Raw genomic sequence first — 26,978 nt, 5'->3', positions numbered from 1 at the left:
CATGCTTCAAGGGGGCCGATATCGCCCCCCTGAAGAAGGCGGTTACTCGTCTTCCAGATACGTGTAGCCGTACAAGCCAGCTTCAAACTCTTCCAGGAACTGCGCCTGCAGCTCGCTGTCCAGATCGGTTTCTTTGACCTGATCGCGGAACTTGGACAGCAGCGCGCTCGGATCGAGCTGCACGTACTCCAGCATGTCCGCCACGGTATCGCCCTCGTCGGACAGCTCGGTCTCGACGCTGCCGTCCGGGAACACGTACACGTCAACCGAAGCGGTGTCGCCGAACAGGTTGTGCATGTTGCCGAGGATCTCCTGGTACGCACCGACCATGAAGAAGCCCAACGCCGGCGGGTTCTCCGGATCGTATGGCGGCATCGGCATGGTGGTCGCCACGCCGTCGCCGTCGACGTAATGGTCGATGGTGCCGTCGGAATCGCAGGTGATGTCGAGCAGCACCGCACGGCCTTCCGGCGGCTTATCCAACCCTTCCAGCGGCAGCACCGGGAACAGCTGATCGATGCCCCAGGCATCCGGCATCGACTGGAACAGCGAGAAGTTGACGTAGAACTTGTCCGCCATGCGCTCTTGCAGTTCGTCGATGATAGGACGGTGCGCGCGGTTGCTCGGATCGAGCTGCTGCTGGATCTTGTTGCAGATGTTCAGATACAGCTGCTCGGCCCAGGCGCGCTTGGTCAGGTCCAGCATGCCGTGCGCGTATTGGGTATGCACGTCGTGCAGATCCATCTGGCTGTCGTGCAGCCATTCGCGCAGCGAGCGGCGGTTTTCCGGCTCGTTCATTTCCAGCCAGGTTTCCCACATGCTTTCCAGCGCGCGCGGCGCATCGGCTTCCGGCGGCTGCGGTTCGCTGAACTCGTTGCGCTCTACGCCGATCACGTTGGAGACCAGCACCGTGTGGTGCGCGGTCACGGCGCGACCGGACTCGGTGATCACCGTCGGGTGCGGCAGGCCGTGTTCGTTACAGGCGTCGCCGATGCCCCAAATCACGTTGTTGGCATATTCGTTCAGGCCGTAGTTGACCGAGCAATCGGACTGCGAACGGGTGCCTTCGTAGTCGACGCCCAAGCCGCCGCCCACGTCGAAGCACTGAATGTTGACGCCCAGCTTGTGCAGCTCAACGTAGAAGCGCGCCGATTCGCGCACGCCGGTGGCGATGTCGCGAATATTGGCCAGCTGCGAACCCAAATGGAAGTGCAGCAGCTGCAGGCTGTCGAGGCGGCCCGCTTCACGCAGGGTTTCCACCAGCTTCAGCACCTGCACCGCCGCCAGACCGAACTTGGATTTTTCGCCGCCGCTCGACTGCCATTTGCCGGAGCCTTGCGATGCCAGACGCGCACGCACGCCCAGGCGCGGTATGACGTTCAGCCGCTCGGCTTCTTCCAGCACCAGATTGATCTCGGACATCTTCTCGATCACCAGGTACACCTTGTGCCCCAGCTTTTCCCCGATCAGCGCCAGACGAATATATTCACGATCTTTATAACCATTACAGACGATCACCGAGCGGGTCATGCCGGCATGCGCCAGCACCGCCATCAGTTCGGCCTTTGAGCCGGCTTCCAGCCCCAGCGGTTCGCCGGAGTTCACCAGCGATTCAATCACGCGGCGATGTTGGTTCACCTTGATCGGATACACCAGGAAATAGCCGCCCTGGTAACCGAAGGACTCACGCGCGCGTTTGAACGCGGCGTTGATAGAGCGCAGGCGATGCTGAAGGATCTGCGGGAAGCAGAACAGTGCCGGCAGACGTTGGCCGTCTTTCTGGCGCGTTTTCACCAGTTCTGCCAGATCGACGCGCGCCTGCGGGACATCCGGATCCGGGCACACGCTGATATGGCCCAGCTCGTTGACGTCATAGTAATTGTTGCCCCAGTAGGCGACGTTATAAGTACGCAGCATCTTGCTGGCATTACGATCATTCATGGCAACCTCCTGCATGGAGCGCAAAGATAAAGACTCGCCCGCAACCGGCGGACGGTGAATCAACAGATCATCAGACATGGTTCGCCTCACATTCCGTACTGACGAAACCGTCAGCCACTATCGCAGCTACAACCCGCGAGAACAACCCAACAAGCCGCGCCGGCGGCAGCGAAGAGAACTGCCGTTCGCGGTCAGCGATCGGTTTATCACTCATATAATTGTAAGACACCCTGTTCAAACCTCGTGAATCGGGCCAAGAAACATCCCACAGGAAGGCTGCAGGCTACCCTTGTTCAGTTCTTCAGACGACCGTTAGCCGGCCCGAGAATCCTGAGTAGCGGCCAAGTGTTTATCGCACCTGGTAAGTGACAGAGAGACAAGACGGGAAATAGCAGAAGAATGTGCGCCAGAACGGCACTGCTGTTGAGAACCAACAACCGGTAGACAACGGATCATTAATCCAACCACCTCCACGCGCGCCGTTCGGAGTGAACGACCCAGCCTCTAAAATAGTGTAAGAACGTGACCGTTCGATGAAGCGGCGGCGCCACGGCGAACGCCCGCGACGGATAATAGCGCAATGCCGACGAATGCAAAGCGGAAGTTTACCGTACCTTCCCCCACGCCAGACCGCCGTACTGTGCAGCAAATGAACCGCGCGCGCAGTTTATACCGGTAAGCAGGTGAAAAAGCAAAATGAAAATTCGCCGAAAACTGTTTCAAGCGATGAAAATGGCGCCAACCCGTTTGCGCAAAAGAGCGAAAGCGCAAAAAATTACTGGCAATCTGGCTAAACCCTGACCTAAAATAGACGTCCAGATGTTAATCCATCTATACTGGTTAACTGATAAACTGCTTAACGGCTTTGCCTGAGGGGCGTTGCAGGATGCATCTCGCGCCATCAGCGGAAGACCCTTCGCTTCGATGCCGGATCTCCAGCGCTGTGCAGTAATTTCTAACCCGTCTTATGCAAGGTAAAGAACACAATGGCTAAACACCTCTTCACGTCCGAATCCGTCTCCGAAGGACATCCAGATAAAATCGCCGACCAGATCTCCGATGCCGTCCTCGACGCCATCCTGGAACAAGATCCGAAAGCGCGCGTCGCCTGCGAAACTTACGTGAAAACCGGTATGGTGCTGGTCGGCGGTGAAATCACCACCAGCGCCTGGGTCGATATCGAAGAGATCACCCGCAAGACCGTGCGCGAGATCGGCTACGTTCATTCGGACATGGGCTTTGACGCCAACTCCTGCGCAGTGTTGAGCGCCATCGGCAAGCAATCTCCGGATATCAATCAGGGCGTTGACCGTACCGATCCTCTCGAGCAGGGCGCCGGCGATCAGGGCTTGATGTTTGGCTACGCCACCAATGAAACCGACGTGCTGATGCCTGCGCCTGTCACCTACGCGCACCGTCTGGTGCAGCGCCAATCCGAAGTGCGTAAAAACGGCACCCTGCCGTGGCTGCGCCCGGACGCGAAGAGCCAGGTGACCTTCCAATACGACGACGGCAAAATCGTCGGCATCGACGCCGTCGTTCTGTCCACCCAGCACTCAGAAGACATTTCGCTGAAAGATCTGCAAGAAGCGGTGATGGAAGAGATCATCAAGCCGGTACTGCCGGCGGAATGGCTGACGGCGGGCACCAAATACCACATCAACCCGACCGGCCGTTTCGTTATCGGCGGCCCGATGGGCGACTGCGGCCTGACCGGCCGTAAGATCATCGTCGACACCTACGGCGGCATGGCTCGCCACGGCGGCGGTGCCTTCTCCGGTAAGGACCCGTCCAAGGTTGACCGTTCCGCGGCATACGCGGCGCGCTACGTGGCGAAAAACATCGTCGCCGCCGGCCTGGCCGATCGCTGCGAGATCCAGGTGTCTTACGCTATCGGCGTAGCGGAACCGACCTCCATCATGGTGGAAACCTTCGGTACCGAGAAAGTGCCAACCGAACAACTGACGCTGCTGGTGCGCGAATTCTTCGATCTGCGCCCATACGGCCTGATCCAGATGATGGATCTGCTGCAGCCGATCTACCGCGAAACCGCCGCCTACGGCCACTTCGGCCGCGAACACTTCCCATGGGAAGCGACCGACAAAGCTGCGCAGCTGCGCGATGCCGCCGGCCTGAAATAAGCCCCGACATCAACATGAAAAACGGCGAGCCAAGGCTCGCCGTTTTTTTTGAACGGATGGGTGCTCATGGATCAACGCATCGACTGCCGGCCGGCGGAGGCAAAGCCCCCGCCGCCGGGTTGCCTTACCGTTCGGATTCGTAAGCCAAAATGGCCGCAACCTCCGTAGTGCCCGATCGGATACGCAGCTCACACAGCGTGCTGCGGGTTATCCATGCCAGTGATATCACCGTGGCACAAATAACCACCAATTTTAACAGGCTCCGTTTGTTCGGCATCATGCCTTCTTCTCCTTGCCTCGCGGCGGGTAAGAGGCTAACTTAGCGTTGTGATGCGTTAGAGTAGGCCTCGGGTTGATGGATATCGACTCGGGGCTTTTCTCTTTGTATCTTTCACGCAGGCTCCAGAGACAAAGATCCAGAGCACCCGCACGCAGTATATTCACCTCCCCCTCTCTTCCCGCGTTCCTTTTCACGTTAAATGTCTTTCTTGCGCAGCGACACGCAACGCCTTGCAAGGCGTTGAAAAAAGGCCCAGCAGCGCTGGGCCCTTGATGGAGGAGAAGGCAAAGTAGGGGTGAAGCTTACGACGTCTGCTTACGCAACAGATAAACGAAGTACGGCGCGCCGATAAAGGTCGCCAGTAACCCCGCGGGGATCTGATACGGAAACAGCAGCATCCGCCCGCACCAGTCGGCAAATACCATCAGCAAACCGCCCAACAGCGCGGCGATCACCATTTGCGGCAGCGCGCGGCGGAAGCCCAACATGCGCGCCATGTGCGGCGCCATCAGCCCGACAAAGCTCAGCGGCCCCACGGTCAGGGTCGCCATGGCGGTCAGCGTGGCGGCCAACAACAGGATGGTCAATCGCGCAGGCGTCAACGCAATCCCCACCGAACGGGCGGTGGCCCCGCCGAGCGGCAGAATGGTCAGCCAGCGACGGCACAGCGGCGCCAATATCATCAATCCGCCGGCGATCAGCGCGGTGCGCAGCGCCTGCGCCGGCTCCACCGAATAGGTTGAACCGGAAAGCCAGGTCAGCAAGCCCCCCATACGCGGATCGCCGCTGGCCAGCAGCAGGAAGATGACGGTGGTAAAGGCGGTGCTGAGCGCGATGCCGGCGAGCAACATGCGTTCGGTCGAGAAACCGCCGCGGCCGGCGGCAATCATGATGATCAGCAGCGTAACGGCCGCCCCCAGACTGCCGGCGGGCAACAGCCAAACGAAGGCGTCGCCCGGCACCATAAACAGCATCATCACGACGCCAAAAGCGGCGCCGGAGCTGATGCCCAGCACTTCCGGGCTGGCCATCGGGTTGCCGGTCAGCTTCTGGATCAGCGTGCCGGCGACCGCCAGCATCATGCCCGCAGCCAACGCCGACAGCACCCGCGGCCAGCGCCACGGCAGCAAGGCGTCCAGCTCCTCGCCCAGGCTCCAGTGCCAGCCGCCGGCGTTTTTGCCCAGCATCAGCGCCAACGTCAGGCCGATCAACAGCACGACGCCGGCCAGCGCTGCCCAGCCAGGCAGATTCCCGCGCTCGGCAGGCACCTTGTCGCCAAGGTTCATCGGTGGCGGCGTGGCGGCGCTGCGCAAACGCGGCAGCAACCACAGCAGCAGCGGCGCGCCGAACAGCGCGGTGGCCGCCCCGGTCGGGATCTCACGCCACACCTGCGCCACCCCAATCATCACCTGATCGGTCAGCCACAGCAGCAACGCCCCCAGCAACGGCGCCAACATCATGCGATGCGCCAGGCGGCGAGCGCCCAGCATCTTCGCCATCAGCGGCGCAAACAGGCCGATAAAGCCGATAACGCCCACCGCGCTCACCAACATGGCGCTGAAAATGATGGCCAGCCCCAGGGCGCAGAAGCGCGCCATCGACAGCCCCAACCCCAGGTTGCGCGCCACGCCGTCGTCCAGCCCCAGCAGCGTCAGCGGGCGCAGCAATAGCGCCGCCAGCGCACCGGCCACCAGCAAACGCGGCAGGATAAACTGCACCGCGCTCCAGTCCTGTTGGTTCAACGCGCCAGTGCCCCACAGGAACATGCCCTGCAGCTGATCGTAATTAAACAGCGCCAACAGGCTGTTGACTGCGCCGCAGTAAAGCCCCAGCACCAGCCCGGCCAGAATCAGCGTCACCGGCGACATCCGCTTGCCCCAGGCGACGCCGAACACCAGCCCGCCCACCGCGATCGCCCCCACCATAGCGGCCAGCTGACGAGTGAACTCGCCCCCCGGCAGCACCCACAGCGTGGCGATGGTCAGGCCGAGCTGCGCGCCGGCGGCCACGCCGAGCGTCGACGGTTCCGCCAACGGATTGCGCAACACCTGCTGGAACAATACGCCGACCAATCCCAGACCGGCCCCGGCCAACAGCGACACCGTCAACCGCGGCAGCAGGCTGTAATGGAACAGCATTTGCCGCACGTCGTCGATGTCCGGCGCGCTCAGCGCCCGCGCCCATTGCGCCGGCGGCAGTTGCTGCGTCAGGTTGTATATCGTCAAACCGCCTGCCGCCGCCAGCAACAGCAGGATCAGCGTCAGCGGCAATTTCCGAATGCCCGCATTCATGCCGCACTCTCCTGAGCCTGCGCCAACAGGCGGCAAAACCGCATCGTCGACAGCGTGGCACCGTAGAACCACACCGCCGGCACCTGCCGCAGCTGGTTTTGCCGCACGAAGGGCAATGACTGCCACAGCGGCGTCGCGCTGACCTTGTCCATCATCGCCTGATTGCCGTGATCGAGATAAATGACTCGGGCGTTACGCACCGTGGCCAACCGTTCAATCCCCACCACCGCCGTGCCCCAAAAGTCGGTTGGCTCCTGCCAGGCATTGCGGATGCCCAGTTGGTCCATCGCTTCCTGGAACAGGCTTTTCTGGCCGATGATCAACGCATGGCGGGTGTCGATCAGGGAAAACAGCAGCAACGGTTGCCGGGTGTAGCTTTGCAGGCGCTGGCGCGCATCCTGCATAAAGTTGTCGAACTGCGCCAGGTGGTTTATCGCCCGGCTTTCTATGCCTAATCGTTGCCCCAGCGCCAGCAGCGACTGGCGGGCGACGGTCAGCGGTTTGCCGCTGCCGTCGTTGAAGCCGAAGCTCATGGTTGGCGCGATGGGTTTGATTTTTCGCGGCGTCGGGCCATAGCCTTGCGACAGCAACACCAGCGAAGGCTGGAGCTGCTGCAGCAGTTCGAGATTCGGTTCAGTGCGCTGCCCGACGTCGACGACCGTCGCCGGCAGCTTCGGTTCCGCCACCCACAGGTTGTAGTTATGGACATCGGCCACCGCCAGCGGCGTCACGCCCAATGCCAACAGCAGCTCGATCGGCAGCCATTCCAGCGCCGCAACGCGCGCGATATCCGGCGGCGCATCCGCCGCTCGCCCGGGCAACGATCCCAACAGGGGCGACAGCGCCAGCGCCATCAACAGGCGGCGGCGCAGCGGATCGTGAGAAGAAGTGAATGCAGAGGACATCAGTAGACAAAACTCACCGGCGCGCCGCCGCTCGGGTGCGGCAACGTGCCCATAGGAATACCGTAAATTTGCTCCAGCACCGGCCCCTGCATCAGTTCCAGCGGGCCGCCCTGAGCGATCATGTCACCGCCGCGCAGCGCAACCAAATGGTCGCAGTAGCGCGCCGCCATATTGATGTCGTGCAGTACGGCGATCACCGTGAGATCGCGTTCGCGGCTCAGGCGCTGGATCAGCGCCAGCACCTCGACCTGGTGCGCGATGTCCAGCGCCGACGTCGGCTCGTCGAGCAACAGGCAGCGGCTATCCTGCGCCACCATCATCGCCAGCCAGGCGCGTTGGCGCTCGCCGCCGGAAAGGCTGTCCACCAGGCGGTGGGCGAACGGCTTCAGCCCCACCAGCGCGATGGCCTCTTCCACCTGTTGGCGATCGTTGGCGCCAAAACGCCCCAGCGCGCCATGCCACGGATAGCGGCCGACGGCCACCAGCTCGCGCACCGTCATGCCTTCCGCCGCCGGCAACTGCTGCGGCAGGTAGGCCACCTGGCGGGCGAAGGATTTGCTGTCCCACTGCGCCAACGGCTGCCGATTGAGCAAGACCTGACCGCCGCTGGGCGCATGGTGCCGCCCGAGCAGTTTCAACAGGGTGGATTTACCGGAACCGTTATGGCCGATCAGGCCGCAGACTTTGCCCTGAGGAAAACGGAGCGACAGCGGTTGCAACAGCACCCGGCCGGGAACGGCGAAGCTGGCGTTATCCAGTGCGAACGTCGCGCCGGGATTAAGAAGTTTGTCCTGCATAGATCCTGCTTTTTCCGGGGCGACGCGCCGCCGCCCCGGCTATCCGGTTAGAAACGGAAGGTTGCGGTGGCGACCACCTGGCGTTCTGCGCCCCAGTAGCAGGCGTAGTCGCGGTAGCAGCTCGATACGTAAGTCTTGTCGAACAGGTTGTTGATGTTGACGCCCACGGACGAGCCCGGCAGGCCAAAGCGCGCCAGATCGTATTTAATGGTGGCGTCCACTAGCGTGTAGTCCGGCACCTTGAAGGTGGTGTTATCGCTGTTGAAGCTCGAGCTGGAGCCAACGTAACGCACGCCGGAACCCAGCGTCAAACCGCTCACCGCCGTTTCGTGGAAGGTATAATCCGCCCACAGCGACGCCATGTGTTTCGGCACTTCGACGGTCGGTTTGCCCTGATAGGTGTTGTCCTTGGTGTACTTCGCATCGGTGTAGGTATAGGAGGCGATCAGGTTGACGTTGGCATTCAACGCCGCCTTGGCTTCCAGCTCCACGCCGCGCGAACGGATCTCGCCGCTCTGCACGCTGAACTGCGCGTTATCCGGATCCGGCGTCAGGTTGTTGTTCTTGGTCAGCTGATACAGGGCGCCGGTCAGCACGATTGGGCGATCCTTCGGCACGTATTTCACGCCGGCTTCATACTGCTTGCCGATCGAAGGTTTGAACGTACTGCCCCCTTGCGTCGTGCCCAAATTCGGCTCAAACGACTCGCTGTAGCTGAAATACGGCGTCACGCCGTTGTCGAACAGATAGTTCAGGCCGCCGCGCCAGGTGAACTGCCGGTCGGTCTGCTGGCTCGTCGAACTCGCATCACGGTTGTAAGCGGAGGTCTTCGCCCAGTCATAGCGCCCGCCCAGCGTCAACAGCCACTGATTCCACTCCCCTTGCTCCTGCACATACAGGCCGGTTTGCTCCTGACGGTTCAGATAATGGTAGGGGAAGTTGATGTTGACCGCGTCATTCCCGTATTGCGGATGGGTCATGCTCAGCCCGTCCGCTGTGCCAAATGCGGCATTGATATCGTTACGCATGCGCATGTAGTCCACGCCGAACAACAGCGTGTGGTCGATATCGCCGGTTTTCACCTTCGCCTGCGCCTGGGTATCCACCGAGAAATTGTTCAGGTGCTCTTTCGACTGAACATAGGCGCGGTTAATCGTCGTCGGCGTCGCAGCAGAAACGCCACTGCCATAAATACTCTTCATGTCGGTGTCCAGCTGCAGATAGCGCAGGTTCTGGCGCACCGCCCAGGTATCGTTGAAGGCGTGTTCGAAGCTGTACCCGATCATCCGCTGTTTGCGGGAGGTATAGTTGCTGGCTTCGCCTTCGTTGAAATCGGTCGGCAGCTTACCGCCGTTCGGCAACGGGATCAGCGTGCCCTGCTTCGGCAACCAGCCGTAGTAACCGGTATAGGGATCGTTTTGAATGTTGGCCAGCAGCGTGAAGTTGGTTTTGTCATCCGGGCGCCAGCTAAAGGACGGCGCGATCGCATAGCGCTTCTCTTTGCTCATGTTCTGCTGCGTATCGCTGTCTTTCGCCAGGCCGGTCAGGCGATAGGAATAGATGCCCTGATCGTCCAGCGCGTCGCTGAAATCGAAACCGGTTTGGAACAGGTTATCGGTGCCCATCTTGAACTGGATTTCGCGCAGCGGCTCGGTGGTTGGCCGCTTGCTGACCAGGGCGACCAGGCCGCCGGGGTTGCTTTTGCCGTACAGCACCGAGACCGGGCCGCGCAGCAGCTCGGCGCGCTCGAGGAAATAAGGATCGATGGACGCTTCGCTGTAGTTGTCGCCCAGCAGCCGCAGGCCATCCAGATACTGGGTGGTGTTGGTGGCCGGGAAGCCGCGGATCGCCACCGCGTCATAGGTCGTGGAGCTGCCGCGGCTGGCGAATACGCCCGGCGCATAGGCCAGCGCGCCTTTCACCGTATCCGGCTGGCGCATGTCCATCTCTTCACGCGTTACCACGGAAACGGACTGCGGGTTCTTCTCGATCGGCGTATCGGTTTTGGTGCCGGTGGCGCTGCGCTTGGCGACATAGGTGCCGACCGGCCCCCAGGCGCTTTCCTGCTGGGCGGTGTTGCTGCTGCCCACAACGGTAATCGTGTCTTCCTTGGCGGCCGGCTTGGCGTCGGCGGAAAAAGCCGGCATCGCCAGCGTACCCAACGCCGCAGCGACGGTGATCGCTAACGCGCTGACGGGGAGACGGCCCTGCTTGGCCGCGGATGATGAAAGACGCTTGGTCAGCATGATTTATTTCTCTGATGAATTATTAAATGACGAATGTAAACGATAATAATTATTATAAGCGTCGCATTTTATGCAGAAGCCAAATTAAACTGCAAGCCGAATTCATAGGGCAAATAGGTTAAGGATTAGGCGCTTAGCCTTGCGGTTAACAGGGAAATAAAACGAGCGGAAAAATAAAAAAGCCCGCAACCAAGGTTACGGGCTTAATAACAAAGCAAAAATTTTCGCCGGGGCCGACGCCCCGGCAGCGATTACTGACCGAACATATCCTTGATCCAGCCGGCGACGCCATCGCCATCTTTTTGCTCACCCGCCGCCGGTTGCTGCTGTTGCTGCACCGCCGCCTGGCTGGCCTGACACAGTCCCTGCGGATTGTCGGTCCAGACCGGGATGGTGCGCCAGCTGCCGCCGCCGCAGATAAAGTTGCCGGCGGAGTCGATGCTCATCTGGTTAATACCTTCCGGCGGCTGCAGCATCAGCGGCAGCGGCGTCTGATTTTCCAGATAGCGGCGATACAGGGTCAACGCGCCGTTGGCGCCGGTCAGCTTGGCCGGGCCGTTGTTATCGCGCCCGACCCAGGCGATCGCCACTTCCTTGCCGTCGATGCCGGCGAACCAGCTGTCGCGCAGATCGTTGGTGGTACCGGTTTTCGCCGCCAGGTTGTAGTTCGGGAACTTCACCGACAGCGAGCGGGAGGTCCCGCGCGCCACGCCCTGCTGCATCGCGTACAGCGTCAGGTAAGCGGCCTGCGCCGGCACCATGCGCTCCGCCTGCGGGAAGCTCTGGTACAGCACCGTGCCGTCTTCGGCGATCACCGAACGCACCGCCGACAGCGGCGCACGGTTACCGCCGCTGGCGATGGTCTGGTATTCCTGCGCCACTTCCATCGGCGTCAGGCCGATCGCCCCCAGCAGCATCGAAGGCACCGGATTGATCTCCGCTTTCGGGATCCCCAGGCGTTGCAGCGTGGCGCTGATCTGATCCAGCCCGACCGACAGGCCGAGGTTCACCGTCGGCACGTTCAGCGAGTTGGCCAACGCATCCACCAGCATCACCTGACCGCGGAATTTGCGATCGTAGTTGTTCGGCTGCCAGACGGCGCCGTTCGGCTGTTTCAGCGACAGCGGCGCATCCGCCAGCCAGGTGTTGAGGCGGTATTTGTCCGGCTCGGACAGCGCGGTCAGGTACGTTGGCGGTTTGGCCAGCGAGCCGACCAGGCGTCGCGCCTGCATGGCGCGGTTGAAACCGGCGAACTGCGGGTTGGCGCCGCCGACCATGGCGCGTACTTCACCGCTGAAGCGATCGACGATCACCATCGCCGCTTCCAGATCCTGCAGGTGACGCGCAGCGCGCAGCGCCGGGATGCCGTCTTCGACCGCTTTTTCCGCCGCGTCTTGCGACACCGGATCCAGCGTGGTGAAGATCTTCACGCCGGACAGGTCATTCACCTTATCGCCCAGCTTGGTCTGCAGTTCCTGACGCACCATCTGCATAAACGCTGGCTGCGGCGTAATGACGCCGCCTTTCGGCTGCACGCCCAGCGGACGCGCGCTCAGCATGTCATACAGCTCGCCGTCGATCACGCCCTGGTTCTGCAGCAGTTTGAGAACCAGATTGCGGCGTTCCAACGCCAGTTTCGGGTTACGCCACGGGTTATACAGCGACGCGCCCTTGACCATGCCGACCAGCAACGCCTGCTGATCGAGGCTCAGCTCATCCACCGGGCGGCCGAAGTAATACAGGCTGGCCAGCGGGAAGCCGCGGATCTGGTCGCTGCCGCTCTGGCCGAGGTATACCTCGTTCAGATACAGCTCCAGGATGCGGTCTTTGCTGTAACGGTAATCCACCAACAGCGCCATATAGGCTTCGTTGGCCTTACGCCACAGCGAACGTTCGTTGGTCAGGAACAGGTTCTTCACCAACTGCTGCGTCAGGGTGCTGCCGCCCTGCACCGCGCGGCCGGCGGTCAGGTTGGCCAGCACCGCGCGGCCGATGGAGTACGGGCTGATGCCGTCATGCTCATAGAAGTGGCGGTCTTCCGTGGCGATCAACGTATCCACCAACAGATCCGGGAAACCGGAGCGCGGCACGAACAGCCGCTGTTCGCCGTTCGGCGACTGCAGCATGGTGATCAGACGCGGATCGAGGCGGAAGAAGCCGAAGCTGCGGCCGCTGTCCAGGTTTTCGATCTTCGCCAGGCGGTTATTCTGGAAATCGAGGCGGGCGCGGATCTGCCCTTCTTTACCATCCGGGAAGTCGAACGGGCGGCGCAGCATCTCGATGCTGTTGGCCTGCACGGTAAACTCGCCCGGACGCGTCATGCGGCTGACCTGGCGGTACTGCATGCCTTCCAGCAGGTTAACCATCTCCTTCTTGCTGTACGGCATGCCCGGTTCCAGGTTGACCATGCGGCCGTACACCGCCGCCGGCAGCTGCCAGACTTTGCCGTCGATGCGGCTGCGGATCTGCGAGTCCAGGTAGACGCCATAGATCGCCAACAGGACGGCGAGCACCAGGATCAGTTTGATAAACAGGCCGAGCCAGCGGCGTTTTTTACGCGGCGGAGTCGCTTTCACCTTACGCGGCATGCGTTCCTCCTCCTCTTCATACTCGTCATCGTCATACTCGTCTTCTTCGTAATCGTCATAATCGTCGTCTCGGCGACGGCGCGGCGGCTTGCGCGACGCGGTGCTTTTTGGTTGTTTTCCTTTGCGCCCGATGGGCTCGCGGTCATCCCCAGCCATGGCTGTTGTTCTCCGAGCTTGCCGACACTGCCGGCCATAATGAGTCGCTTAATCTGTGCCTACGCCGCAGCGCTGACCAGAAGAAACATCTGAATTCCAAACCTTAAACGATCGCGGCCTACTGATATTTCTTCGTTCGGCGCGTCGGTACCGCCGTGGCCGGATCGTCCGGCCAAACGTGTTTCGGGTAGCGGCCCTTCATCTCTTTTTGCACCTCGCGATAGGCGCCTTGCCAGAAGGCCGCCAGATCGCCGGTGATTTGCAACGGCCGGTGCGCCGGTGAGAGTAACTCAAGCACCACCGGGATGCGACCCTCCGCCAACATCGGGCTGCGCTGCTCGCCGAACACCTCCTGCAAACGCACCGCCAGCGCCGGCGGTTTGCCGGCCTCATAACGGATCGGCAGGCGGCTGCCGGTCGGCACAGTGTAATGAGTGGGTAGCGCATTATCCAGCCGCTGCTTTTGCTGCCAGTCCAGCAGACGGGACAGCGCTTCGGCGATGTTGACCTGCTTCAAGCCGCGCAGATCGCGCACGCCGTTCAGCGACGGCAGCAGCCACTGCTCCAGCGCCGCCAGCAGCGGCTCTTCATCCATCGCCGGCCACTCCGCTTCCGGCAGCCAGGCTTGCGCGCACTGCAGGCGCACCCGCAATTGTTCGGCGGCGCCCTCCCAGTTGAGCACCGCCAGCCCCTGCGCACGCACCCAGTCGAGCAGCGCCTGCTGCAGCTCTTCGTCCGCCGGTTTGGCCAGCGGCTGCGCGCGCAGCGTCAGACGACCGATCTGCTGGCGCTTCCAGGCGCGCAACGTGCCCTTCTCTTCATCCCATTCCACCGCCGTGCGCTGCATGACAATCGCCGGCAGCTGCGCCGCCAGCGCTTCGATGTCCACCGGCAACGCCAGCAGGATGCGCGCATCGGGGCTGTTGTGGCCCTGCAACAGGCTGGGAACGATGAGCCAGGACGCGCGCGACAGCGCCTCGTCCTGGTTCATTGCCGCCCCCAGACCGTTGGCCAGCAGGTAACGGCCGTCCTGGCCTCGGCGCTGGGCGATGCGATCGGTAAATGCCTGCGCCAACAGGCGCGGCGCCAGATCGACGTCGACTTGCCCCGCACGTTGCGGCAGGCGTTTGGTCAACTGCGCGGCGCGCTGCCGCCAGTTCGGCTGCGGGCGGCTCAGCCAATAACCGATATCCATCTGCCCGCCGCGCGGCGGTTCTTCCAGCAATGCCGCCAGCAACGCGGCCGTCGCCAGGTCGTCGGCGCTCAGCGCCGCGCCGGCGACCAGCATCGCCGCCAGCCGCGGTTCACATCCCAGAGCGGCCATTTGGCGCCCCGGCGCGGTGAGTTTGTCGCCGTCATCCGTTGCTCCCAGCCGGTGCAGCAACGCCCTGGCCGCCGCCAATGCCGCTGCCGGAGGCGCGTCAAGCCAGGTCAGCTGCGCCGGATCATGGCACCCCCACTGCAGCAGCTCGAGCCAGAAGCCGGTGAGATCGCTCTGTAAAATTTCCGGCTCAGCATGTTCCACCGCGCGCTCCGCCTGCTCTTTGGCGAACAGATGCCAGCAAATGCCCGGTTCCAGACGCCCGGCGCGCCCGGCGCGCTGCACCATCGAGGCCTGACTGATGCGCTGTGTCGCCAGCCGCGTCAGACCGTTGCGCACGTCGTAGCGCGCTACGCGTTCCAGGCCGCTGTCAACCACCAGCCGAATGCCCTCGATCGTCAGGCTGGTCTCGGCGATGTTGGTCGCCAACACCACTTTGCGGCGGCCCGGCGCCGCCGGCTGAATCGCTTTTTGCTGTTGCGCCAGAGGCAGAGCGCCATACAGCGGGCAAAGATCGGTATCACTCGCCATTTCGCCGCTCAAACGCTCCAGCACCCGGTTGATCTCCGCTACGCCCGGCAGGAACAGCAGCAAAGACCCCGGCTGTTCGGCCAGCATGCGCTTCACCGCCGCCGCTATGCCATCCTCCAGCCGCTGATGACTGGCCAACGGCTGATACAGGCGTTCAACCGGGAAACTGCGCCCCTCGGACACCACCACCGGTGCCTGCGGCAGCAGCTGCGTCATACGAGCGTTATCCAGCGTGGCCGACATGATCAGCAGTTTCAGATCGTCGCGCAGCCCTTGCTGCACATCGAGCAGCAACGCCAGCGCCAGATCGGCCTGCAGGCTGCGTTCGTGGAATTCGTCGAGGATCACCAACGACACGCCCTGCAGTTCGGCGTCCTGCTGCAGCATGCGGGTGAGAATGCCTTCCGTCACCACTTCCAGCCGGGTTTGCGGCCCGCTTTTACTTTCGGCGCGCATGCGGTAGCCCACGGTCTGGCCGGGCTCCTCCCCCAGTTGCTGCGCCAGGCGATAGGCGACGTTTTTCGCCGCCAGCCGCCGCGGCTCCAGCATGATAATGCGCCCCGGCAACCCGGCCTTAGCCAGGATCTGCAGCGGCAGCCAGGTGGATTTACCGGCGCCGGTCGGGGCGTGCAACAGCACCTGAGGAGCGGACTGCAACGCAGCCAGCAACTCATCAAGCACCGCGCTGACGGGCAATGAAGACACTGAACTCTCCGTGGTGGTTAACGTTAAACGGCGTACAGTGTAGCATTAGCTTTATCCCCGTAACCTTTCAAACTGTTGCGGCGTTAGCTATAGTACGGAGCTCATTCGTGCACCGCGCCCCTCGCGGGGCCGCTGCCAGTAACGTTTACCGCTGTTCCCGACCGTATTGTCATGCATTTGCCGAGCCCTTATGTCCAATTCGCGCCGCCTGTTTTTCGCCCTGTCCTTGCCTGACGCCCTGCAACAGCAGGTGGTCCGCTGGCGCGCCGAGGCGTTTGCACCTGAGGCCGGTCGGCCGGTGGCGGCGGCCAATTTGCACCTGACGCTGGCGTTTCTCGGTGAAGTCAGCGCACAGAAAGAACTGGCGCTGCGTAAGTTGGCCGGCCGCATCGCCCAACCCGGCTTTAGCATGCGGCTCGACGATCTCGGCCATTGGCCGCGCCCCGGCGTGGTCTGGCTCGGCACCCGCCGCGCGCCGCGCGGGTTGCTGCAGTTGGCCGAGCTGCTGCGTTCGCAGGCGGCGCGCAGCGGCTGCCATCAAAGCGCGCTGCCGTTCCATCCGCACATCACGCTGCTGCGCGCCGCCACCCAGCCGGTGGCGATCCCGCCGGCGACGCCGGGCTGGGCGTTCAGCGCCGACGCCTTTTCCTTGTATGAGTCGGTGTTCGAAAACGGCCGCACCCGTTACCAACACCTTGAACAGTGGCCGCTGGCCAAGCAGGCATCCCCATGATTTTTTCTCCACCGCTGCGCTCCGCCACGCTGATCAAACGTTACAAACGCTTTCTGGCTGACGTGATCACCCCGGAAGGGGAAACCTTTACGCTGCACTGCGCCAATACCGGCGCCATGACCGGCTGCGCCACGCCCGGCGACACCGTGTGGTACTCCACCTCGGACAACCCCAAACGCAAATACGCCCACAGCTGGGAGCTGACCCATACCCAACAGGGACACTGGATCTGCGTCAACACCCTGCGCGCCAACGCGCTGGTGCGCGAGGCAATTGAACACAATTTAATCAATGAATTATCCGGTTACAGTAAAATTAGCGGCGAAGTGAAATACGGCGGTGAAAACAGCCGTATCGATTTGTTATTACAGGCAGAAAATCGGGTTAACTGCTATATTGAAGTTAAGTCAGTCACATTACTGCAACAACAACGTGGTTACTTTCCTGATGCGGTAACGCTCAGAGGGCAAAAGCACCTGCGTGAGTTGCTCAGCGTGGTTGAAAACGGGCAACGGGCGGTATTGTTCTTTGCCGTGTTACACAGCGGTATTGAGCAGGTCGCACCGGCACATCATATAGATGAGCGCTATGCGGCGCTGTTGGCACAGGTCCGGCAGTTGGGAGTGGAAGTGGTTTGCTATGGGGCAAAATTATCACCTGACGGTATTTATCTCTGCGATAAGCTGCCGTTTTTTATCGATTAGCGCTGCCGGGTCCCTATAAATAGACAACCGGCCAGCACGATCGCCAAATACGCCTTCCTTCACACGATTGTCAAGCGGGCGACAGGAATAATTGCCAACCTACCTTCCTTCTGTTATTTATAGCGGCCTGTTTTTCCCCCGCATTGGGGATTCGATAGTGCGTGTGTATGTAGGAGAAGCAACATGCAAGAAGGGCAAAACCGTAAAACCTCGTCCTTGAGCATTCTCGCCATCGCTGGGGTGGAGCCGTACCAAGAGAAGCCGGGCGAAGAGTACATGAACGACGCCCAGTTGTCGCATTTCAAGCGCATTCTTGAAGCGTGGCGCAACCAGCTCAGGGACGAAGTGGACCGTACTGTATCGCATATGCAAGAAGAGGCAGCCAACTTCCCTGATCCGGCCGACCGCGCTACTCAGGAAGAAGAGTTCAGCCTTGAACTGCGTAACCGTGACCGTGAACGCAAACTGATCAAAAAGATCGAGAAAACGCTGAAGAAAGTGGAAGACGATGATTTCGGCTACTGCGAATCTTGTGGCGTGGAGATCGGTATTCGTCGCCTCGAAGCGCGTCCGACCGCCGATCTGTGCATCGACTGCAAGACGCTGGCTGAGATCCGCGAAAAGCAGATGGCCGGCTAATACCGCTACTCTACATGATTGGAGCTGCATCAAGGCGGCAAGAATGCGCATCCCGATGAGCTTACTCAAGTAAGTGATTCGGGTAAGCAGGCGCAGCTAACACAGATGCAGTTTCAAGCATAACGAGTATGTTACCGCTGCGGCGTGCGCATCCGCGTGCGCCGCACAGAGAAAAGGGAACCCCTCCCCTCTGATATGCAAGAAAGTCATTATGTGGGGCGCTTTGCCCCATCGCCTTCCGGGGATCTGCATTTCGGCTCGCTGATTGCCGCTCTGGGAAGCTACCTTCAAGCTCGCGCCCAACGCGGGCAGTGGCTGGTTCGCATCGAAGATATCGACCCGCCGCGCGAAGTCCCCGGCGCCGCCGCTCGCATCCTGTCCGCGCTGGAACATTATGGTCTCCACTGGGACGGCCAGGTCATCTATCAATCGCAACGTCACGACGCCTATCGCGCCGCGCTGGATCTGTTGCAGCGCCAGGGGCTCAGCTATTACTGCACCTGCACCCGCAGCCGCATCCAGCAAATCGGCGGATTGTACGACGGCCACTGCCGCGATTTGCAGCTCGGCCCGCAGGGCGCCGCCATCCGCTTGCGTCAGACCGCCCCCGTTTACCGGTTCCACGATCGCCTGCAGGGAGAATTGCACGCCGATCCGGCGCTGGCGGGAGAAGACTTTATCATTCGCCGCCGCGACGGGCTGTTCGCTTACAACCTGGCGGTGGTGATCGACGACCATTTTCAGGGCGTGACCGAGATTGTCCGCGGCGCCGATCTGATCGAACCGACGGTGCGCCAAATTGCCCTTTACCGCCAGCTGCAGGCGCCGGTGCCCGCCTATGTGCATCTGCCGCTGGCGCTGGGTGCCAACGGCATCAAACTGTCGAAGCAAAACCATGCGCCGGCGTTGCCCGCTGGCGATCCGCGACCGGTGCTGATCGCCGCGCTGAAATTTCTGCGCCAACCGCTGCCGGAAAGCTGGCAAGATCTTGACCTGCCATTATTATTGAGCTGGGCGATCGAACACTGGCGGTTGGAAAACGTGCCGCGTCAGGAGGCTATCCCTCTGGATGAAAACACGCCGGCATTCTCAAAGGAGCCATGGTGAGCTATGATTAGCCGCTATTTTTTGTTAGCTCCATTTTTATCAGTCACTATCGAGGTGTACCATTTTTACCCGAGTAGCCAACTTCTGTCGTAAGGTACTGACCCGCGATGACAAGCTGCCCCGCGACGACGCGGCGGCCGGCGATAAAAACGTAGTCCGCGAAGAGCGTGCCGCGGCGCCAAGCCGCCCTGCGCCGCAGCCGCGCGCCGCCGATAACGGCAGCAACGCCCCTGCCCGCCGCTCAACGCCGCGCAAGCGTCCGCCTTTTCCTATCGCCGAGAGCAACGACTCGATGACCGTGATCCCGCGCGAACAGCACTCGATCTCCCGCAAAGACATCAGCGAAAATGCGCTGAAAGTGCTTTACCGCCTGAACAAGTCCGGCTACGAAGCCTATCTGGTCGGCGGCGGCGTGCGCGATCTGTTGCTCGGCAAAAAGCCGAAAGACTTCGACATCACCACCAACGCTACGCCGGAGCAAGTGCGCAAGCTGTTCCGCAACTGCCGCCTGGTCGGCCGCCGCTTCCGCTTGGCGCACGTGATGTTCGGGCCGGAGATCATCGAAGTGGCCACTTTCCGCGGCCACCACGAACAGAATCAGGAATCCGACAAGAACTCGTCCCAGCAGGCGCAAAACGGCATGCTGCTGCGCGACAACATCTTCGGCTCGATCGAGGAAGATGCCCAGCGCCGTGATTTCACCATCAACAGCCTGTACTACGGCGTGGCGGATTTCACCCTGCGCGATTACGTCGGCGGCCTGAACGATCTGAAACAAGGCGTGATCCGCCTGATCGGCGATCCGGAAACCCGTTACCGCGAAGATCCGGTGCGCATGCTGCGCGCGGTGCGCTTCGCCGCCAAGCTGGATATGCGCATCAGTGAAGAGACCGCCGAGCCGATCCCGCGCCTGGCTTCGCTGCTGCATGAGATCCCACCGGCGCGTCTGTTCGAAGAATCCCTCAAGCTGCTGCAGGCGGGTTACGGTTTCCAGACCTACCTGAAGCTATGCGAATATCAGCTGTTCCAACCGCTATTCCCGCTGATCGCCCGCAACTTCACGCCGAACCACGATACGCCGATGGAGCGCATTCTGGTGCAGGTGCTGAAGAACACCGATCATCGCCTGCAGAACGACATGCGCGTCAATCCGGCCTTCCTGTTTGCCGCCATGCTGTGGTACCCGCTGCTGGAGCACGCGCAGAAACTGGCGCAGGAAAGCGGCCTGGCGTACTACGACGCCTTCGCGCTGGCGATGAACGATGTGCTCGACGAGCAGTGCCGCTCGCTGGCGATCCCGAAACGCATTACCACGCTGGTGCGCGATATCTGGCAGCTTCAGCTGCGCCTGTCTCGTCGTCAGGGCAAACGCGCGCACAAACTGATGGAACATCCGAAATTCCGTGCCGCCTATGATTTGCTGGCGCTGCGTGCGGAAGTGGAAGACAATCAGGAGATGCTGCGTCTGGCCGAGTGGTGGGGTGAGTTCCAGGACGCCACGCCGGCACGGCAGAAAGCCATGCTGAGCACCCTGGGTGACGATCCGGCGCCGCGTCGCGCGCGTCAACGCCGTCCTCGTCGCCGGGCACCGCGTAAAGAAGGGGCATAATGATCCGCGTTTATATCGCGCTGGGCAGCAACCTGGCGCAACCGCTGCAACAGGTTAACGCCGCGCTGGAGGCGCTGGAGCATCTCCCGCGCACCCGGCTGGTCACCTGTTCTTCGTTTTACCGCACCAAGCCGCTGGGGCCGCAAAACCAGCCGGACTTTCTCAACGCGGTGGTGGCGCTGGATACCCTGTTGCCGCCCGAACAGCTGCTCGACCATACCCAGGCGATAGAACGCAATCAGGGGCGCGTGCGCAAGGATGAACGTTGGGGGCCGCGCACGCTCGATTTAGACATCATGCTGTACGGTGACAAGGTGATCCATACCGATCGCCTGACCGTACCGCATTACGGCCTGAAAGAGCGCGAATTCATGCTCTACCCGCTGGCGGAAATCGCCCCCGATCTGATTTTCCCCGATGGCGAACCGCTCGCCAGCTGCCTCAAGCGCGTGCCGGAAAACGGCATGGCGCTGTGGCACTCGTCAAAACCGAAATCCTGACCCGCCTACAGCGCCAGCCGCGCGCCGAACCCGCCTGTCGGGCGATTGGCGAAACTGACCTGTAAACCATGCAAGCCGGCGATACGCTGCACGATCGATAACCCCAGCCCGCTGCCGGTTTGCTCCTGTCCCGGCGGGCGATAGAAGCGTTCCCCCAACCGCGCCAGATGCTCTGTCGTCACCCCCGGCCCCTCATCCTCTACCGTCAGCGAGCGCTCGCTCAACGTCACGGTGACCGCGCCGCCCTGCGGGGTGTAACGCACCGCGTTGTCCAGCAAGTTGCGCAATAACAGTGACAGCAGCAGAGTCTGCCCCTGACGCACCGGCGGCGTTCCCTGCTGTTCATAACGCAGCGTCACGCCCGCCGCATGAGCCAGCCGATCCTGTTCCGCCAGGGTCATCATCACCAGTTCGTTCCAGTCAATGGGCGCCAGCTCGGCCAGATCCGACAGCGAATCCAGCCGCGACAACGTCAACAGCTGATCCACCAGCCGGGTGGCGCGATCGATGCCGACCGTCAGATTGTCCAGCGCGTGCTCGCGCATCGGCGCATCCTCCCCCGCCAACTGTACCACTTCGGTCTGCACCCGCAATGCCGCCAGCGGGCTGCGCAATTCGTGCGCGGCATCGGAGGTGAAACGCCGCTCCCGCACCAGCAACGCATTGATGCGGGCGAACAGCGCGTTGAGCGCATCCACCAGCGGGCGCACCTCGGTTGGCACCTGGCGCGCATCCAGCGGCGTGGCGTCATCGGGTGCGCGCCGACGCAAACCGGCGGCCACCGCACGCAGCGGCCGCAGCTCGCGCCCGACCATCAGCGCAATCAGCAGCATCAGCACCGGCAGCGTCGCCAGCCAGGGCACCAATTGGCCAGTCACCATGCCCAGCGCCATATCGCGCCGGTAATCCCACTCCTGGCCGACCACGATGCGGTAGCGCCCGTCCGGGCTGGTCAACCATACCAGGCGCCAACTGTCGTCATCGCCTTTGCGTTCGCCGTCGGTAAAACCTTCACGCGCCCCGTCAAACAGGAAGTCGGCACCGTTCTCGCCGTCGTTGAGCAGCATCTTGCCTTGGCGATCGAAGATGGCGAACGCCAGCGCGTCATCATCTTGCTCGCCCCGTTTGCCATGATGCACCAGCTTCTTGGTTTTCGGCAGGCTGCGCGCGCTTTCATCGGCCAGCAGATCGCCGAGGTTGGCGGTCGCCAGCCGCTTGGCGAACAGCATCTGCTGGGTGTCGAACACTTCGTTGATGGTATTGCGCGACATCACCCAGGCCACCACGCTGGCAGTGCACCAGGTCAGCAGCGCCAACAGGCTGAAAATCAGGATCAGACGCAGCCGCAGGCTGAGGCGCTTCACGGGGCATCCCCCAGCGTATAGCCCACACCGTGGATAGTACGAATGAAGCCGTTGCCCAGCTTGCGCCGCAGGTGGTGAATATGCACCTCCACCGCGTTGCTGCTCACCTCGTCGTCCCAGTTGTACAGCTTCTCCTGGATCAACGGCCGCGCCAACACGCGCCCTTTGTTGTGCAGAAACAGCTCCAGCACCGCCAATTCGCGCGGCGTCAGCGTCACCGGTTCGCCGTTGCAACTCACGCTGCGGGTGGCGCTGTCGAACACCACGTTGCCGTGCGTCAGCTGTGGCATCAGTTGGCCGTGACGACGGCGGATCAGCGCCTGCAGGCGCGCCGCCACTTCGGCCAGCGCGAACGGTTTGCACAGATAGTCGTCGGCGCCGCTTTGCAACCCGCTGACCCGTTGCTCCAACGCATCGCGGGCGGTAAGGATCAGCACCGGCACATCCTGCCCGGCCTGGCGCCACTGGCGCAGGAGATCCAGTCCATCGAGGCCCGGCAGGCTGAGATCGAGGATCACCGCGTCATACGGCGCGCTGCCCAGGGCGTTTTTACCAACCGCGCCGTCGGTGAACCAGTCCAGATTGAAGCCGAGTTTGGTCAGCCCGGCCTTGATGCCGTCCCCGATCAGTTTGTCATCTTCGATCAGCAGAATTCGCATGAGTATCCCTTTTGAGTCATGACGCCATTGCACCACAAGGTTCTTAAGAACCGCTTAAGCATGGCGATCCGCGCTACCCACCCCGATCGGGTTACAGTAGAATGGCTGCACTTTTTTGCAGCCTGGGCCTGCGTAAGCCGCACGGCCCGTTTCAGGAGACGTTGTGATGAAACCCACCACCGTGACCCATTTGCGCCAGTGGAAACAGGAGCAACGCAAGTTTGCTACCCTTACCGCCTACGATGCCAGCTTTGCCAAGCTGTTTGAAGAGCAAGGCATTAAAGTCCTGTTGGTGGGCGATTCGCTGGGCATGACGCTGCAGGGCCACGACTCCACGCTGCCGGTCACCGTCGCCGACGTCGCCTATCACACGCGCGCCGTGCGCCGCGGCGCGCCGGCCTGCCTGTTGCTGGCCGATTTGCCGTTCATGAGTTACGCCACCCCGGAACAGACCTTCGCCAACGCCGCCGAGCTGATGCGCGCCGGCGCCAACATGGTGAAACTGGAAGGCGGCAGCTGGCTGTGCGACACGGTGAAAATGCTCGCCGAACGCGCGGTGCCGGTATGCGGCCACCTGGGGCTGACGCCGCAGTCGGTCAACGTGTTCGGCGGTTATAAGGTGCAAGGGCGCGACGAACTGGCCGCCAAACAGCTGCTGCAGGACGCGCAGAATCTGGAGCTGGCCGGCATTCAGCTGCTGGTGCTGGAGTGCGTGCCGACCGAGCTGGCACGCCAGATCACCGAAGCGCTCTCCATTCCGGTCATCGGCATCGGCGCCGGCAACGGCACCGACGGCCAAATCCTGGTGATGCACGACGCCTTCGGCATCACCGGCGGCCACACGCCGAAATTCGCCAAGAACTTCCTGGCGCAAAGCGGCGATATCCGCACGGCGGTGCAACACTACATTCAGGAAGTGGAGCAAGGCCTCTATCCGGCGGCTGAACACTCTTTTAACTAAGCGATGGTTCCAGGAGTCACCCAATGATTATTATCGAAACCCTGCCGCTGCTGCGTCAGCAGATCCGCCGCTGGCGCCAGGAAGGCAAGCGCATCGCACTGGTGCCGACCATGGGCAACCTGCACGACGGCCATATGACGCTGGTCGATGAAGCGCGCGCCCGCGCCGACGTGGTGGTGGTGAGCGTCTTCGTCAACCCGATGCAGTTCGATCGCCCGGACGATCTGGCGCGCTACCCGCGCACGCTGCAGGAAGACAGCGAGAAGCTGACCCGCCGCGGCGTCGATCTGGTGTTCGCGCCGGCCCCGGCCGCGGTCTATCCGCAGGGGCTGGAGCAGCAAACCTACGTCGACGTGCCGGGCATCTCCACCATTCTGGAAGGCGCAAGCCGGCCGGGCCACTTCCGCGGCGTTTCCACCATCGTCAGCAAGCTGTTCAACCTGGTGCAGCCTGATTTGGCCTGTTTCGGCGAGAAGGACTACCAGCAATTGGCGCTGATCCGCAAAATGGTGGCGGACATGGGTTACGACATCGACATCGTCGGCGTGCCGACCGTGCGCGCCAAAGACGGCCTGGCCCTCAGTTCACGCAACGGTTACCTGACCGCCGAAGAGCGCAAGGTTGCGCCGCAGCTGAGCAAAATCATGAACGCGCTGGCGCAGCAGCTGGCCAATGGCGAGCGCCATGTCGAAACGCTGTTGGAACAGACCGCCGAGCAACTACGCGCCGCCGGCTTTACGCCGGATGAGCTGTTTATTCGCGATGCCGACAGCCTGCAGCCGCTGACGGTGGACAGCCAACGGGCGGTGGTGCTGATGGCCGCCTGGCTGGGCAAAGCGCGGCTTATCGACAACCAGCAGGTTGACCTGACGCTGTAAGTCATTTTTTATACTGTCGTCACCCTGCCGCCATGACCATAGGTAGACAATGGCGGGACGATCGGTGACGATAGAGATTGCAGGGATGCAGGAGAGATGTTCAACCCCAACGCCTGTGAAGGCCGATATTCAGTTAGGTAAAGCTATGATACGTACTATGCTGCAAGGCAAGCTGCATCGCGTCAAAGTCACTCAGGCTGACTTGCACTATGAAGGATCCTGCGCCATCGATCAGGATTTCCTGGAAGCGGCCGGCATTCTGGAATATGAAGCGATCGATATCTACAACGTGGATAACGGCCAGCGCTTCTCCACCTACGCCATCGCCGCCGAGCGCGGTTCGCGCATCATTTCGGTCAACGGCGCCGCCGCGCGCTGCGCCTGCGTGGGTGACAAACTGATCATCTGCTCCTATGTGCAAATGACCGACGCTGACGCCCGCCAACATCACCCGAAGGTCGCCTATTTCGAGGGTGACAACAACCTGCAGCGCAAGGCGAAAGCCGTGCCGGTTCAGGTCGCCTGACGGTAAAACGGGCGCCTCGCGCGCCCGTTCTTTTCCTTACTGCACCACCGTACCCGGCTTGTTGGCTATCCGATCCGCCATGGTCTGGATCGAGTCGGTGCGCAGAATATACAGCCGCTTCAGCGTATAGGGATTATCCCCCGGCTTCACCTTGCCCTGCACCGTGGTCACCGCCAGATGGAAACCGGCGTCCTGCGCCGCCTGGATAGCCCGCTGGTTATAGCCGCCGAACGGGTAGGACAGATACAGCACGTGCGGGTTGAACTGCGACAGCGCGCGGCGCGAACGCTCAAAATCGAACTCGATATTGTGCAGCGAACGGCTCAGCAAAATCGGCTGGCGATTGCCGTCGGTGCGATGCAGGAAGTGGGTGTGCGACTGCACGTCGAACACGTCCTGAATCTGCTTGAGCTCCGAGACGCTCATAAACTGCAGCGAGTCCGGGTTCCATTTCTGCGGATGACGCTTGATGCGCGAAGAGATGATGAACGCCGTCGCGCGGAAACCGTAATCCTTCAATACCGGGTAAGCGTAGCGATAAACCGATTTCAGCCCGTCGTCGAAGGTCAGCACGATCGCCTTGCCCGGCAGGTTGATCTGATTCTTCAGGTAGGCTTCCAGCTGATACAGCGAAATGGTGTCGTAGCCCGCCTGCTTGAGGTAGGTCATCTGGTTGCTGAACGCCACGTCTGAGGTGGTGGTCGAAGTATGGCGGAAGCGCTTGTTCTCTTCGTTTTTCAGCAGGTGATGGTAAGTCAGCACCGGTATGCCGTTATCGATCTCGCAGTCCAGCTCATTGACGAACCCCAGCCGATCGCCGATGTTGACCTCGTACCAGGTATTGTTCAGCCGATCCTTCAGCTTGCCGATGATCGGATAACGCAGATTGCCTTCCAGCGTGCCGAAGACCTCGCTGTCCTTGTCCGCCGCGGTGTATACGTCGATCGCCTTTTGGGTGATCAGATTCTGGTTGGTCAGCGGCTTGTTCAGCTCGCCCAGATCGTCTTGCACCTTGCGCGACTTCTTCAGCTCGCGCACGTCGTCTTTATCGATAAAGCCGGTGCCGTGCCCGAATTTGAATTCGTAGTATTCCGCATCCGCCGGGAACACCTGGATCAGCTGCCCGCGCTTCACTTCCCCTACCGGGATCACATGCTCGCCCACCAGCGAATAGACTTCGCTGTCGCGCTGCGCTTCCATGTATTCAGATTTAACCGCGCCGTCTTCCGACAGCAGATTCGCCAGGCTCACAGGGGAAACCAACGACATCAGAATGCCGAGTAACCCAGTCGCCAACTTGTATTGAGGCCGCATGATGATGTTCTGCTTACGAGTGCGTAATGACAAAAATGAAGGAAATGTGGAGCGCCAGCATAGCACGATTTGAACAGCGGGG

Annotated in this window: 22 protein-coding genes; 10 read left to right on the top strand and 12 right to left on the bottom strand. The window is 61.6% G+C overall.

Annotated elements, in window-relative coordinates:
* Nucleotides 1-42 precede the first annotated feature (42 nt).
* Nucleotides 43-2,019, bottom strand: coding sequence for a biosynthetic arginine decarboxylase (gene speA, locus J0X03_RS03495; protein ID WP_028127388.1), 1,977 nt, complete (start codon nt 2,017-2,019; stop codon nt 43-45).
* Between the two features lie 234 nt (nt 2,020-2,253).
* Nucleotides 2,254-2,397, bottom strand: coding sequence for a hypothetical protein (locus J0X03_RS24355; RefSeq protein ID WP_464017219.1), 144 nt, complete (start codon nt 2,395-2,397; stop codon nt 2,254-2,256).
* 530 nt (nt 2,398-2,927) lie between these two features.
* Here J0X03_RS24355 and metK point away from each other — a divergent pair.
* Nucleotides 2,928-4,082, top strand: a complete 1,155-nt coding sequence (gene metK, locus J0X03_RS03485; RefSeq protein WP_033644710.1) for a methionine adenosyltransferase — start codon at nt 2,928-2,930, stop codon at nt 4,080-4,082.
* A 124-nt stretch (nt 4,083-4,206) separates the two neighbouring features.
* Here metK and J0X03_RS03480 read toward each other — a convergent pair whose 3' ends face one another.
* From J0X03_RS03480 to hrpB, 7 genes are all read right to left on the bottom strand, one after another.
* Nucleotides 4,207-4,359: a Hok/Gef family protein gene (locus J0X03_RS03480; protein WP_004937610.1), complete on the bottom strand. Its 153-nt coding sequence runs from the start codon at nt 4,357-4,359 to the stop codon at nt 4,207-4,209.
* Between the two features lie 305 nt (nt 4,360-4,664).
* Complete coding sequence (fhuB, locus tag J0X03_RS03475; RefSeq protein ID WP_103101297.1) at nt 4,665-6,653, bottom strand: Fe(3+)-hydroxamate ABC transporter permease FhuB; 1,989 nt, start codon at nt 6,651-6,653, stop codon at nt 4,665-4,667.
* On the bottom strand, nt 6,650-7,558 hold the full coding sequence (fhuD, locus tag J0X03_RS03470; RefSeq protein WP_103101298.1) for a Fe(3+)-hydroxamate ABC transporter substrate-binding protein FhuD: 909 nt from the start codon (nt 7,556-7,558) through the stop codon (nt 6,650-6,652). The genes fhuB and fhuD overlap by 4 nt, the downstream gene beginning before the upstream one ends.
* A complete protein-coding gene (gene fhuC / locus J0X03_RS03465; protein ID WP_033651341.1) occupies nt 7,558-8,355 on the bottom strand; it encodes a Fe3+-hydroxamate ABC transporter ATP-binding protein FhuC in 798 nt (265 codons plus the stop codon). Before fhuC ends, fhuD begins: the two co-directional genes overlap by 1 nt.
* 47 nt (nt 8,356-8,402) lie before the next feature.
* On the bottom strand, nt 8,403-10,601 hold the full coding sequence (gene fhuA, locus J0X03_RS03460; RefSeq protein WP_123061962.1) for a ferrichrome porin FhuA: 2,199 nt from the start codon (nt 10,599-10,601) through the stop codon (nt 8,403-8,405).
* A 251-nt stretch (nt 10,602-10,852) separates the two neighbouring features.
* Nucleotides 10,853-13,345, bottom strand: a complete 2,493-nt coding sequence (gene mrcB / locus J0X03_RS03455; protein ID WP_033644705.1) for a bifunctional glycosyl transferase/transpeptidase — start codon at nt 13,343-13,345, stop codon at nt 10,853-10,855.
* Nucleotides 13,346-13,463: 118 nt separating this feature from the next.
* A complete protein-coding gene (gene hrpB, locus J0X03_RS03450; protein ID WP_197806259.1) occupies nt 13,464-15,902 on the bottom strand; it encodes an ATP-dependent helicase HrpB in 2,439 nt (812 codons plus the stop codon).
* Between the two features lie 190 nt (nt 15,903-16,092).
* Between hrpB and thpR the strand changes: the two genes are divergently transcribed.
* From thpR to folK, 6 genes are all read left to right on the top strand, one after another.
* Complete coding sequence (gene thpR / locus J0X03_RS03445) at nt 16,093-16,635, top strand: RNA 2',3'-cyclic phosphodiesterase (protein ID WP_042785353.1); 543 nt, start codon at nt 16,093-16,095, stop codon at nt 16,633-16,635.
* The gene (gene sfsA, locus J0X03_RS03440) at nt 16,632-17,339 is read left to right on the top strand and encodes a DNA/RNA nuclease SfsA (protein ID WP_060660259.1); all 708 of its coding nucleotides are present in this window, start codon (nt 16,632-16,634) and stop codon (nt 17,337-17,339) included. Before thpR ends, sfsA begins: the two co-directional genes overlap by 4 nt.
* 183 nt (nt 17,340-17,522) lie before the next feature.
* Nucleotides 17,523-17,978 carry an RNA polymerase-binding protein DksA gene (gene dksA, locus J0X03_RS03435; RefSeq protein ID WP_004937569.1) on the top strand — a complete coding sequence of 152 codons (456 nt, stop codon included), beginning with the start codon at nt 17,523-17,525 and terminating at the stop codon, nt 17,976-17,978.
* Nucleotides 17,979-18,173: 195 nt separating this feature from the next.
* Nucleotides 18,174-19,085, top strand: coding sequence for a tRNA glutamyl-Q(34) synthetase GluQRS (gene gluQRS, locus J0X03_RS03430; protein ID WP_033644703.1), 912 nt, complete (start codon nt 18,174-18,176; stop codon nt 19,083-19,085).
* 61 nt (nt 19,086-19,146) lie between these two features.
* A complete protein-coding gene (pcnB, locus tag J0X03_RS03425) occupies nt 19,147-20,694 on the top strand; it encodes a polynucleotide adenylyltransferase PcnB (RefSeq protein WP_071591451.1) in 1,548 nt (515 codons plus the stop codon).
* Nucleotides 20,694-21,194 carry a 2-amino-4-hydroxy-6-hydroxymethyldihydropteridine diphosphokinase gene (gene folK, locus J0X03_RS03420; protein WP_060660258.1) on the top strand — a complete coding sequence of 167 codons (501 nt, stop codon included), beginning with the start codon at nt 20,694-20,696 and terminating at the stop codon, nt 21,192-21,194. Before pcnB ends, folK begins: the two co-directional genes overlap by 1 nt.
* A 5-nt stretch (nt 21,195-21,199) precedes the next feature.
* On the opposite strand, the gene qseC is transcribed toward folK, so the two are convergent.
* Together qseC and qseB are read right to left on the bottom strand one after the other, a co-directional pair.
* The gene (qseC, locus tag J0X03_RS03415) at nt 21,200-22,558 is read right to left on the bottom strand and encodes a quorum sensing histidine kinase QseC (RefSeq protein WP_160204561.1); all 1,359 of its coding nucleotides are present in this window, start codon (nt 22,556-22,558) and stop codon (nt 21,200-21,202) included.
* Nucleotides 22,555-23,217 (bottom strand): quorum sensing response regulator transcription factor QseB, encoded by a 663-nt coding sequence (qseB, locus tag J0X03_RS03410; protein WP_033651337.1) that lies wholly within the window; start codon nt 23,215-23,217, stop codon nt 22,555-22,557. The genes qseC and qseB overlap by 4 nt, the downstream gene beginning before the upstream one ends.
* Before the next feature lie 166 nt (nt 23,218-23,383).
* Between qseB and panB the strand changes: the two genes are divergently transcribed.
* The 3 genes from panB (at nt 23,384) to panD (ending at nt 25,582) form a co-directional block, all read left to right on the top strand.
* On the top strand, nt 23,384-24,178 hold the full coding sequence (gene panB, locus J0X03_RS03405) for a 3-methyl-2-oxobutanoate hydroxymethyltransferase (protein WP_004937548.1): 795 nt from the start codon (nt 23,384-23,386) through the stop codon (nt 24,176-24,178).
* 23 nt (nt 24,179-24,201) lie between these two features.
* Nucleotides 24,202-25,056 carry a pantoate--beta-alanine ligase gene (panC, locus tag J0X03_RS03400; RefSeq protein ID WP_033644699.1) on the top strand — a complete coding sequence of 285 codons (855 nt, stop codon included), beginning with the start codon at nt 24,202-24,204 and terminating at the stop codon, nt 25,054-25,056.
* Between the two features lie 145 nt (nt 25,057-25,201).
* A complete protein-coding gene (panD, locus tag J0X03_RS03395) occupies nt 25,202-25,582 on the top strand; it encodes an aspartate 1-decarboxylase (RefSeq protein ID WP_004937544.1) in 381 nt (126 codons plus the stop codon).
* A gap of 36 nt (nt 25,583-25,618) precedes the next feature.
* Here the strand turns inward: panD and J0X03_RS03390 are convergent, their stop codons facing one another.
* The gene (locus J0X03_RS03390) at nt 25,619-26,896 is read right to left on the bottom strand and encodes a polysaccharide deacetylase family protein (RefSeq protein WP_033644697.1); all 1,278 of its coding nucleotides are present in this window, start codon (nt 26,894-26,896) and stop codon (nt 25,619-25,621) included.
* Nucleotides 26,897-26,978: the final 82 nt, after the last annotated feature.

The sequence above is a fragment of the Serratia ureilytica genome (assembly GCF_017309605.1).
Lineage (GTDB): Bacteria > Pseudomonadota > Gammaproteobacteria > Enterobacterales > Enterobacteriaceae > Serratia > Serratia ureilytica.
The sequence above is the reverse complement of the archived record's forward strand: the minus strand, read 5'-3'. Positions and strand labels throughout refer to the sequence as shown.

What these genes read in the sequence shown, in the direction of transcription:
- thpR (WP_042785353.1), top strand. Translation starts at nt 16,093, where the DNA reads ATGTCCAATTCGCGCCGCCTGTTTTTCGCCCTGTCCTTGCCTGACGCC.
- J0X03_RS03480 (WP_004937610.1), bottom strand. Translation starts at nt 4,359, where the DNA reads ATGCCGAACAAACGGAGCCTGTTAAAATTGGTGGTTATTTGTGCCACG.
- metK (WP_033644710.1), top strand. Translation starts at nt 2,928, where the DNA reads ATGGCTAAACACCTCTTCACGTCCGAATCCGTCTCCGAAGGACATCCA.
- dksA (WP_004937569.1), top strand. Translation starts at nt 17,523, where the DNA reads ATGCAAGAAGGGCAAAACCGTAAAACCTCGTCCTTGAGCATTCTCGCC.
- panD (WP_004937544.1), top strand. Translation starts at nt 25,202, where the DNA reads ATGATACGTACTATGCTGCAAGGCAAGCTGCATCGCGTCAAAGTCACT.
- sfsA (WP_060660259.1), top strand. Translation starts at nt 16,632, where the DNA reads ATGATTTTTTCTCCACCGCTGCGCTCCGCCACGCTGATCAAACGTTAC.
- qseB (WP_033651337.1), bottom strand. Translation starts at nt 23,217, where the DNA reads ATGCGAATTCTGCTGATCGAAGATGACAAACTGATCGGGGACGGCATC.
- mrcB (WP_033644705.1), bottom strand. Translation starts at nt 13,345, where the DNA reads ATGGCTGGGGATGACCGCGAGCCCATCGGGCGCAAAGGAAAACAACCA.
- fhuD (WP_103101298.1), bottom strand. Translation starts at nt 7,558, where the DNA reads ATGTCCTCTGCATTCACTTCTTCTCACGATCCGCTGCGCCGCCGCCTG.
- panB (WP_004937548.1), top strand. Translation starts at nt 23,384, where the DNA reads ATGAAACCCACCACCGTGACCCATTTGCGCCAGTGGAAACAGGAGCAA.
- J0X03_RS24355 (WP_464017219.1), bottom strand. Translation starts at nt 2,397, where the DNA reads ATGATCCGTTGTCTACCGGTTGTTGGTTCTCAACAGCAGTGCCGTTCT.
- speA (WP_028127388.1), bottom strand. Translation starts at nt 2,019, where the DNA reads ATGTCTGATGATCTGTTGATTCACCGTCCGCCGGTTGCGGGCGAGTCT.
- panC (WP_033644699.1), top strand. Translation starts at nt 24,202, where the DNA reads ATGATTATTATCGAAACCCTGCCGCTGCTGCGTCAGCAGATCCGCCGC.
- gluQRS (WP_033644703.1), top strand. Translation starts at nt 18,174, where the DNA reads ATGCAAGAAAGTCATTATGTGGGGCGCTTTGCCCCATCGCCTTCCGGG.
- folK (WP_060660258.1), top strand. Translation starts at nt 20,694, where the DNA reads ATGATCCGCGTTTATATCGCGCTGGGCAGCAACCTGGCGCAACCGCTG.
- J0X03_RS03390 (WP_033644697.1), bottom strand. Translation starts at nt 26,896, where the DNA reads ATGCGGCCTCAATACAAGTTGGCGACTGGGTTACTCGGCATTCTGATG.
- fhuC (WP_033651341.1), bottom strand. Translation starts at nt 8,355, where the DNA reads ATGCAGGACAAACTTCTTAATCCCGGCGCGACGTTCGCACTGGATAAC.
- fhuB (WP_103101297.1), bottom strand. Translation starts at nt 6,653, where the DNA reads ATGAATGCGGGCATTCGGAAATTGCCGCTGACGCTGATCCTGCTGTTG.
- fhuA (WP_123061962.1), bottom strand. Translation starts at nt 10,601, where the DNA reads ATGCTGACCAAGCGTCTTTCATCATCCGCGGCCAAGCAGGGCCGTCTC.